The 9,076-nt window shown below is 68.5% G+C and carries 11 protein-coding genes and 1 pseudogene; 8 read left to right on the top strand and 4 right to left on the bottom strand.

Annotated features, from left to right (window positions below):
• The 5 genes from G3O06_RS44595 to G3O06_RS44575 all read left to right on the top strand — a co-directional run.
• Positions 1–691 (top strand): ABC transporter ATP-binding protein (locus G3O06_RS44595; protein WP_205819887.1); only part of this gene is annotated, 691 nt, incomplete at its 5' end.
• Between the two features lie 26 nt (positions 692–717).
• Positions 718–1,806 (top strand): extracellular solute-binding protein, encoded by a 1,089-nt coding sequence (locus G3O06_RS44590; protein WP_205819886.1) that lies wholly within the window; start codon positions 718–720, stop codon positions 1,804–1,806.
• 10 nt (positions 1,807–1,816) lie between these two features.
• Complete coding sequence (locus G3O06_RS44585; protein WP_205819885.1) at positions 1,817–2,650, top strand: ABC transporter permease subunit; 834 nt, start codon at positions 1,817–1,819, stop codon at positions 2,648–2,650.
• A complete protein-coding gene (locus G3O06_RS44580) occupies positions 2,643–3,176 on the top strand; it encodes a TIGR00725 family protein (protein WP_205819884.1) in 534 nt (177 codons plus the stop codon). The genes G3O06_RS44585 and G3O06_RS44580 overlap by 8 nt, the downstream gene beginning before the upstream one ends.
• A 122-nt stretch (positions 3,177–3,298) precedes the next feature.
• The gene (locus G3O06_RS44575; RefSeq protein WP_006397338.1) at positions 3,299–3,493 is read left to right on the top strand and encodes a YqaE/Pmp3 family membrane protein; all 195 of its coding nucleotides are present in this window, start codon (positions 3,299–3,301) and stop codon (positions 3,491–3,493) included.
• A gap of 39 nt (positions 3,494–3,532) precedes the next feature.
• Here the strand turns inward: G3O06_RS44575 and G3O06_RS44570 are convergent, their stop codons facing one another.
• Positions 3,533–4,438, bottom strand: coding sequence for a LysR substrate-binding domain-containing protein (locus G3O06_RS44570; protein ID WP_241020558.1), 906 nt, complete (start codon positions 4,436–4,438; stop codon positions 3,533–3,535).
• Between the two features lie 98 nt (positions 4,439–4,536).
• On the opposite strand from G3O06_RS44570, the gene G3O06_RS44565 reads away from it, so the two are divergent.
• Positions 4,537–5,229, top strand: coding sequence for a hypothetical protein (locus G3O06_RS44565; protein ID WP_174984445.1), 693 nt, complete (start codon positions 4,537–4,539; stop codon positions 5,227–5,229).
• Between the two features lie 179 nt (positions 5,230–5,408).
• Here G3O06_RS44565 and G3O06_RS44560 read toward each other — a convergent pair whose 3' ends face one another.
• The 3 genes from G3O06_RS44560 to G3O06_RS44550 are packed head-to-tail and all read right to left on the bottom strand — an operon-like array spanning position 5,409 to position 8,010.
• Positions 5,409–5,588, bottom strand: coding sequence for a hypothetical protein (locus tag G3O06_RS44560; protein WP_174984448.1), 180 nt, complete (start codon positions 5,586–5,588; stop codon positions 5,409–5,411).
• Positions 5,560–6,567 (bottom strand): cytochrome d ubiquinol oxidase subunit II, encoded by a 1,008-nt coding sequence (cydB, locus tag G3O06_RS44555; protein WP_205819883.1) that lies wholly within the window; start codon positions 6,565–6,567, stop codon positions 5,560–5,562. Before cydB ends, G3O06_RS44560 begins: the two co-directional genes overlap by 29 nt.
• Before the next feature lie 30 nt (positions 6,568–6,597).
• On the bottom strand, positions 6,598–8,010 hold the full coding sequence (locus G3O06_RS44550; RefSeq protein ID WP_174984451.1) for a cytochrome ubiquinol oxidase subunit I: 1,413 nt from the start codon (positions 8,008–8,010) through the stop codon (positions 6,598–6,600).
• Positions 8,011–8,502: 492 nt separating this feature from the next.
• On the opposite strand from G3O06_RS44550, the gene G3O06_RS44545 reads away from it, so the two are divergent.
• A complete protein-coding gene (locus G3O06_RS44545) occupies positions 8,503–8,829 on the top strand; it encodes a hypothetical protein (RefSeq protein WP_174918034.1) in 327 nt (108 codons plus the stop codon).
• A gap of 13 nt (positions 8,830–8,842) precedes the next feature.
• A pseudogene (locus G3O06_RS44540) lies at positions 8,843–9,076 on the top strand (hypothetical protein); the annotation flags it as partial.

Raw genomic sequence — 9,076 nt, 5'->3', positions numbered from 1 at the left:
CGAACTCGTGCAGATGAGCAAGTACGCGAAGCGCAAGCCGCATCAGCTGTCCGGCGGCCAGCAGCAGCGCGTCGCGCTCGCGCGCTCGCTGGTCAAGCGGCCGAAGCTGCTGCTGCTCGACGAGCCGCTGGCGGCGCTCGACGCCGGCATCCGCCATCAGTTGCGCGACGAAATTCGCGCGTTGCAGCGTGCGTGCGGCGCGACGACGCTGCTCGTCACGCACGACCAGGACGAGGCGCTGAGCATGGCCGACCGCGTCGCGATCGTCGACGGCGGGCGGGTGCTGCAGGTGGGCACGCCGCGCGACCTGTACGAGCGGCCCGCGTCCGCGCAGGTTGCGCGCTTCGTCGGGCATTCGACGTTGCTGCGCGGCCGCGTGATCGCACACGACACGGTCGATGTGCGTTTCGCGACGCTGCGCGCCGAGACCGGCCCGCACCAGCCGGGTGCCGAGATCGAGGTGCTGGTGCGGCCCGAGCACGTGGAGGCCGATCCGCCGGAGCACGGCGTGAACCGCATCGACGGCTGTCCGGGCGAAGTGCGCTACTTCGGCGCGACGCAACGCTACGACTTCATTCCCGCCGGCTCGGCCGACCCGCTGCTGTGCGAAGGCCGCGTGCCGGCCACACGGCGTATCGCGATCGAGCCGCGCCATCTGCTCGTGCTGCCGGCCGCGCCGGCCGTGCAATGACCCCTTTCATTCAACGGAGATCCCCGATGCTTGCAGGCCACCCTCTTGTGAAGACCATGCGTGCCGGCGTGCTGGCGCTGTGCGCGTTCGCGGCGCTGGCTGCCGCGCCGGCGCATGCCGCACCGCTGTATCCGGGCGAGGACGCGCTGTATGCGAAGGCCGCCGACGAGGGGCTCGTCGTGTCGTTCGACACGGGCCCCGAATGGGCGAACTGGAAGGCGCTGTTCGCCGAGTTCCGCAAGCGCTATCCGAAGGTCGAGATCACCTACAACGACATCGGCTCGGCCGCGACCGTCGTCGCGCTCGACAAGTCGCGCCGCCGTCCGCAGGCCGATACCGCGTATTACTTCGCCGCGTCGGCGCTCGATGCGGAAAACAAGGATGTCGTCGCGCCGTTCAAGCCGGTCAACTTCGACAAGCTGCCGAACGTGTTTCGCTCGGCGGACGGCCGCTGGTTCGCGGTGCACTCGCTGAACATCGCGTTCCTCGTCAACCGCAAGCTCGTGAAGAACGCGCCGCAGCGCTGGTCCGACCTGCTGAAGCCGGAGTATCGCAACGCGGTCGTCTATCTCGACCCGCGTTCGACCGGGCAAGGGCAGGTTGCCGTGTTCGCGGCCGCGTATGCGAACGGCGGCAGCGTCGAGAACCCGAAGCCCGGCGCGGAATTCTTCGGCAAGCTGAAGAGCGCGGGCAACGTGCTGCGCGTCGAGGGCACGACGCCGTATGCGAAGTTCGTGAAGGGCGAGATTCCGATCCTGATCGGCTATGAGAACGACGGCCTGAAGGCGAAGTACGTCGATGGGATGGGCGATGCGGCCGACGTCGTGATTCCGCAGGACGGCAGCGTCTCGGCGCCGTATGCGATGAGCCTCGTGAAGAACGGCCCGAACCCGTCCGCCGCGCAGCTGTGGCTGAACCTGGTGATGAGCGACGTCGGGCAGGCGCTGTTCGCGCAAGGCTTCGTGCGGCCGGCCGTGCCCGGCACGCCGGTCGCGCCGGACGTCGCGGCGAAGCTGCCGAAGGCGCCGCAGGTGCGTCCGCTCGACGTGACGAAGGCGGCCACGCGCAAGGCCGAGGTCGACCAGCTTTGGTCGCAGGCAACGCTCGGCAACTAAGGGGCGCGCGATGCAAACCTCCCTGGCGGAACGCGGCGTGTTGCGCCGCTTCGGCGCGGTGCCGGCGGCGGTGTTGCTGGCGGTGTGCTTCGCGCTGCCGCTCGCCGCGCTCGTCGGCTCGGCCTTCACGGACGGCGGCCGCGCGTTCGGCGCGGTGCTGCGCGATCCGCTCGTCGCCGATGCAATCGCACGTTCGCTGGCGCTCGCGGTGGGCGCCGGCACGCTGTCGGTCAGCGTCGGCGTGCCGGTTGCGTTCGCGCTGGCGGGGCAGTCGCCTGCCCGCCGCCACTGGACGCTCGCGCTGCTCGGCGTGCCGCTCGCGTTCTCCGGGCTGGTGATTGCCTACGGCTTCATCCTCGCGTTCGGCCGCGCCGGCTTCGTCACCACGCTGGCGGCGTCGCTGGGTGCAGACCCGAACGTGCTCGGCGGCGCGATCTACACGATGCCGGGGCTGGCGGTCGCGTATGCGTATTACCTGATTCCGCGGGTCGCGCTGATGATCTACCCGGCGCTCGCGAACCTCGACCGGCGCCCGCTCGAGGCGGCGCTGACGCTCGGCGCACGGCCGTGGCGCGCGTGGCTCGACGTCGCGTGGCGCGAACTGTGGCCGTCGGTCGCGTCCGCGTGGTGCCTCGTCACGGCGATCGCGCTCGGCACCTACGGCACGGCGCTCGCGCTGGCCGGCACGCAGATCAACATCCTGCCGCTGCTGATGTATCTGAAGCTGTCGGACGGGCAAACCGATTTCTCGCAGGCGGCCGTGCTGTCGATCGTGCTGACGGCGATCTGCACCTGCGTTCTTGCATTGGGGGAAGGCCTTGTACGGCAACGACGTCATGGATGAGTGGTCGGATGCGGCGCGTGACGCGCTGGCGCAACTCGCGCAGCGGCAGCGCGGCGCGCGGCGGCATTGCATGCCGGTCGGCGTGATCGGTCCGCGTGAGGCGACCGACGAGCAGATGCGGGTTGCGGAGCGGATCGCGCATGCGCTCGCGGCGACGGGTGTCGCCATCGTCGGCGGCGGCAAGCAGGGCGTGATGGAGGCGGCCGCGCGCGGCGCGCAGGCGGCCGGCGGGTGCGCGATCGGGCTGCTGCCGGAAGACGACGCGACGCTCGCGAATCCCTATCTGAGCGTCGCGCTGCCGACGGGGCTCGGCATCACGCGCAACGCACTCGTCGCGCGTGCGTCGCTGTGCCTGATCGCGGTCGGCGGCGGGCTCGGCACGCTGTCCGAGATCGCGCTCGGGTTGCAGTGGGGCAAGCCGGTGTTCGCGATTTGCGACGCGCCGCGCGTGGCGGGCGCCGAATGCTTCGACGAAGCGGATCCGCTCGTTGCGCGGGTCGCGCGGTGGCTGGCCGATTCGGCTTAGCCTGGTGGCGTGGGGTTACGGCTTCTCGCCCGGTGGTCGTCTGTAGCGGACTTGAAATGGCGCGGGCAACTCGCCATATTGGCGATGCACGAACGTTCAATGACGCCTCGAGAGGATTCCAGATGCGCCTTCTGCTTGCCCTGCTGCTGCCGTGGTTCCAGTTCTTCACGATCGGCCGCCCGATCGCCGGGATCATCTGCCTGATCCTGCAAATCACGATCATCGGCTGGCTGCCGGCCGCGATCTGGTCGGTGTATGCGTTGAGCCAGTACAAGACCGATCGGAAGATCGAGGCGGCGCTGCGCGAGCGGCGCTGAAGCAAGCAGCAACGGGGGGCGTCGCCCGCGCCGCGCGGGTTACTGCGGCGGCCTCCCCTCCAGCGCCTCCGCCCGCGCAAACAGCCAGTCGACGAACGTGCGCAGCGACGGATCGTCGTCGTCGCGATACAGGCAATGAAACGGCGGCCCTTCCAGGCGGACTTCCGGAAACAGCGCGACGAGCCGCCCGTGCTCGATGTCGTCGCGCACCACCGCGCGAGGGGCGAGGCACACGCCGAGCCCGCTCGCGGCAGCCTTGGTCATCAGGAAGAATTCGCGATAGAACGGCCCGCGCAGCGTCTCGGTGACGGCCGAGCCCGCCTGGTGGAACCAGTATTGCCACGCCTGCGGCAAGCCCGCGTAATGCAGCAGCGGCGCGTTGCGCAGGTCGGCCGGCGTTCGCGCCTGTTCGAGCACCGGGTGGCCGGGCGCACACACCGGCACCGCGACGGCCGCGAGCAGCGGCCGCGACACGAACCCCTTGCGGCGCAGCTCCGGCGTATAGCGGCGGACCACGATGTCGCAGGTTTCGTCGAACTGGTCGTGCTCGGCGTCGGGCGTCGTGACGAGTTGCACGTCGATATCGGGATGCTCGGCCTGGAACGCGGCCAGTTGCGTGAGCAACCATCCGTGTGAGAAAGACACCGATGCGTTGATCCGCACCGGATGGCCGCCGACGGGTTCGAACATCTGCCCCGTCGCCTGCGCGAGCCGGCCGAGGCAGCTTGCGACGTCGACGAGGTAATGTCGCGCGCGCGGCGTGAGCCGCAACGAGCGTCCGTCGCGCTCGAACAGCTTCTGCCCGAAGAACGATTCGAGCACGCGGATCTGCTGCGCGACCGCACTTTGGGTCACGTTCAGCTCGTCGGCGGCGAGGGTGAGGCTCTGCAGGCGGCCGGCAGCTTCGAAGCTGCGCAGCGCGTTCAGGGGCGGCAATCGGCGCATCGTGAAATCGCGAAGAAAAGCTACACAGTGGGTCAAAAAATGTCGTTTGTGGCGGTTGGGGCGCCTCCCTATGATGGCGCCGACAGGAGAAAACCGCGATGACGATCATAGCGCCACCCGATTGCCGATCAACCGGAATTCGCCGCCGTCTTCGCGACCGGCGCACGGCGCGGCGCGCGATGCGCCGCGAGGCGGCGGTGCCGCCGGTGCGTGGCCGCGGCGCGCTGGCGCTCGCCTGTGCCGGGCTGCTCGCGGTGCTGACCGGGTGCGCGTCGAAGCCGGAAAACGAACGCCAGATCGGCAGCGGCGGATCGCTGGTGCGCTACAGCTCCAGCCAGACCGAAGTCGACCTGTCCGATAGCGAGCAGCAGACGCTGCGCATGATGACCGACCGCCGCTATGCGGGGGCGACGCAGGGGCGCGCACTCGACGCCGTGGCCGGCGTGCTGCGCGCGCAGGGTTATGCGCCGGTGACGGTCGATCGGGATTCGGGGCTGATCGAGGGCGGGCGCAGCGATACGCTGATTCCGAAGTGGCGGCAGCTGCTGCGCGGCGCGCTGAAGGCGCGCATCGGCGGCTTGCCCGCGAAACCGGATCACGAGCGGGTGGCCGCCGTCGTCACGGTTCGCGTGACGGCGGCGCGCGACGCGATCGTGCGTGCGCGATTCGACCGCACGGTATGGGACAGCAACGGCGACTCGCGGATGAAGACCATCGTCGAGCCCGATTACTACCAGACCTTCTTCGGCGCGATGGACAAGGCGATGTGCACGACGTCGTGCGAGCGGTGATCGGCACGCATGTGCCGGCGCCGGGGGCGCAACGGAGGAACGGGGATCGGAGGGCCGCTGCCGCCGGTCGGAGAATGGGCGCGGATGCCGGCGCGGCGCCCGGTGCATCCGGCCGACGCTGAAGCCGTCGACGAGAAAATGGCTGCCCGGATCGTCGCCCGACCCGGCAGCCGCTTCGCCTACTTCACCGCAAACAGCGTCAGGTTCATGAAGATCTTGAACGCGTAGCCGAGCGAGACGGCGCCGATCACGCCGCCCGCCCACAGGACGACGAACCACATCCAGCCGCGCATCCGCGACCGTGGCGCCGCGGCGGGGCGCCCGGCGGAATCAGTGGTGGTAGTAATGCTGGTCTTCATGGCGCACCTTGCCTCGGAATACCCAGTAACCCATCGTCGTGTAGGCGATGATGATCGGGAGGATAACCGCTGCGCCGACCAGCGTGAAGGTCTGGCTGGAACGCGGCGCCGCGGCTTCCCAGATCGTCATCGTCTGAGGAATCGCATACGGGAACAGCGTGACGAGCAGGCCGACGTAGCCGAGCAGCACGAGCGCCAGCGCGAGCACGAACGGCGTCATGTCGTGCCGGTCGCGCACCGCGCGGCGCATCCACACCGCGCACCCGGCGACCAGGAACGGCACCGGCAGCAGGCGCCAGAACAGCCCCGAATCGAACCAGCGCTGCGCGATGGCCGGATCCTGCAGCGGCGTCCACAGGCTGACCACCGCGATGAAGCCGAGCAGCACGACCGTCAGCGGCCACACGACGCGATGGAGGCGGCGCTGCAGGTCGCCTTCCGTCTTCGCGACGAGCCAGCAGCAGCCGAGCAGCGCATAGGTCACGATCAGGCCGAGGCCGGTCAGCAGGCTGAACGGCGTGAGCCAGTCGAAGGCGTCGCCCGCGAACACGCCGTCCTTCACGTTGATGCCCTGCAGGAACGCGCCGAGTGCGATCCCCTGGAACAGCGTCGCGCCGGTCGAGCCGCCGATGAACGCGAGATCCCACAGCTGCTTCGTGCGCCGCGCCTTTGCGCGGATCTCGAACGACACGCCGCGGAAGATCAGGCACACCAGCATGAAGATCAGCGGCAGGTACAGCGCCGACAGCACGGTCGAGTAGACGACCGGGAACACCGCGAACAGCCCGGCGCCGCCGAGCACGAGCCAGGTTTCGTTGCCGTCCCACACGGGCGCGACCGTGTTCATCATCAGGTCGCGTTCCTTCTCGTCCGGGAAGAACGGGAAGACGATGCCGATGCCGAGGTCGAAGCCGTCGAGCACGACGTACATGAAGAGCCCCAATGCGATGATCGCGGCCCAGATTACGGTGACGTCCATAGGTTTTCTCGTATGCGGAAAGGGTGGGGCTCAGACGGTCTCGAGCGGCTCGTCGACGGCCGACATCGGGCGGCGCGCGGTGTGATCGGGGCGCGTGTCGGGGGTGTCGTCGTGCTTCACGTCGGGCAGCGCGGGGCCGGCCTTCATCAGCTTGAGCATGTAGTACACGCCGGTGCCGAACACGAGGAAGTACACGATCACGAACGTCATCATCGACAGGCTGACCTGCTGCACCGACAGCGGCGATACCGCATGCGCGGTGCGCATCACGCCATACACGACCCACGGCTGGCGGCCTGCTTCCGTCGTCACCCAGCCCGCGAGCAGCGACACGAAGCCGGTCGGGCCCATCACGAGCGCGAAGCGCTGGAACCACTTCGATTCATACAGGCGGCCGCGGCGGCGCAGGAACCATGCGAGCGCGGCGAGGCCGATCATCGCGAAGCCGAGGCCGACCATGATCCGGAAGCTCCAGAACACGACGGTCGAATTCGGGCGGTCTTCCGGCGCGAATTCCTTCAGGCCGCGGATCTCGCCGTCCCAGCTGTGCGTGAGGATCAGGCTGCCGAGGTGCGGCACCTTCACCGCGTAGCGGGTCGTTTCCGCCTTCATGTCCGGAATGCCGAACAGGTTGAGCGGCGTGCCGCCCTTCTCGGTTTCCCACAGCCCTTCGATCGCGGCGATCTTCGCGGGCTGGTGCTTCAGCGTGTTGATGCCGTGCTGGTCGCCGATCACGGCCTGCAGCGGCGCGAGCACGAGCAGCAGCCACAGCGCCATCGAGAACATCTTCTTCACGCCCTTGTCGCGGCGGCCCTTCAGCAGGTGCCACGCGCCGGTCGCGGCCACCACCAGCGCGGCGACGATGAACGCGGCGATCGCCATGTGGAACAGGCGGTACGGGAACGACGGGTTGAAGATGATCGCGAACCAGTCGGTCGGCACGACGCGGCCGTCGACGATCTCGAAGCCCTGCGGCGTCTGCATCCAGCTGTTCGACGCGAGGATCCAGAACGTCGAGATCAGCGTGCCGATCGCGACCATCAGCGTCGCGCCGAAGTGCGCGCGCGGGCTTACGCGGTTCCAGCCGAACAGCATGATGCCGAGGAAGCCGGCTTCGAGGAAGAACGCGGTCATGACCTCGTACATCAGCAGCGGCCCGGTGACGGCGCCCGCGAAGCTCGAGAAGCCCGACCAGTTCGTGCCGAACTGGTAGCTCATCACGACGCCGGAGACGACGCCCATCCCGAACGCGACCGCGAAGATCTTCGACCAGAACAGGCAGAGGGTTTTGTAGTACTGCTTGCCGGTTTTCAGCCAGCGATATTCGAGCACGGCGATGAAGCTGGCGAGGCCGATGCTCAGCGCCGGAAAGACGATGTGAAAGGAGACGGTGAACGCGAATTGCAGGCGGGCCAGATCGAGGGCCGAAAGAGCGGTGTCCATACCAGTTGACCGAGGCTGACGATACCCGCCGGCGGGTGCCGGCGGACCCCGGCGGACGGGCGTCGGGGTTGGCTGGAGTATGTGCCGCGATGTTGCACCGCGAAATGCGCCAACTCGTCGCAGATGTCCAGCCCGTCGCGCGCGATTCCGGGGTAAATCGTTGATTCGTATCAAGAAGGCTGCCTGCGGCGCGCGTAGCCGTGGCGTGGCGGTCTGACGCACGTGCGTCAATATGGCGCGTCGCGTCATCGGAACGGTTCGGTGCGGACGCAAATGTCGCGTGATACCGCTCGGCGCGGCGCCCGAACCGTTGCGGTGCGTTATCGCGTAATGCGCCCGGACGTACCGGCGGGCCGCGGCCGATGGGGTCTGTCACATTGGTAACGTCGCGCAACATTGGCGCGTGTGCCCGTAATGGATGACGGATCGCGTGCGGCGTAGCGTTCGGTATGTCGGGTTCGCATCGACGAACCGCCAGCCGGAGAACGTGACGTGAATGGATTGAAGCTCGCACTGGGCACGGTGGCCGCAGTGGCGATCGCGACGGGCGGCGTGGCGCATGCCGCCCGGGTCGGGGTCTATATCGGCCCCGGCTACCCGTATTACTACCCCGTCGTCCCTGCGCCTTACTACTACCCGCCGCCAGTCGTCGCAGTGCCCGTCGATCCGGGGCCGCCGCCCGAGTACGTCGAGCAGGGACAGCCGCAGGACGAAGGCGACGCGAACCTCTGGTATTACTGCGACGCGTCGAAGCATTACTACCCGTATGTGAAGACCTGCAAGTCGGGCTGGCGATCGGTGCCGGCGCGGCCGCAGTGACGGAGGCGCGACCATGAAATCCGTATTTCGATCTCTGCGCGTGCCGGCCGCGCTGGCGCTGGCCGGCCTGCTCGGCGCGTGCGCGTACATGCCGACCGGGCCGAGCGTGATGGCGCTGCCCGGCACCGGCAAGTCGTTCGACCAGTTCCGCGCCGACGATGCGAATTGCCGTCAGTACGCGTTCCAGCAATCGGGCGGCGTGAGCGCCGGCCAGGCATCGACTGCGAGCGCGGTCGGCAGCGCGGCA

The sequence above is a fragment of the Burkholderia sp. Ac-20345 genome (genome assembly GCF_017104825.1).
Taxonomy (GTDB): domain Bacteria; phylum Pseudomonadota; class Gammaproteobacteria; order Burkholderiales; family Burkholderiaceae; genus Burkholderia; species Burkholderia lata_B.
Note: the sequence above shows the minus strand (reverse complement) of the source record. Positions and strands in the feature narration are given on the sequence as shown.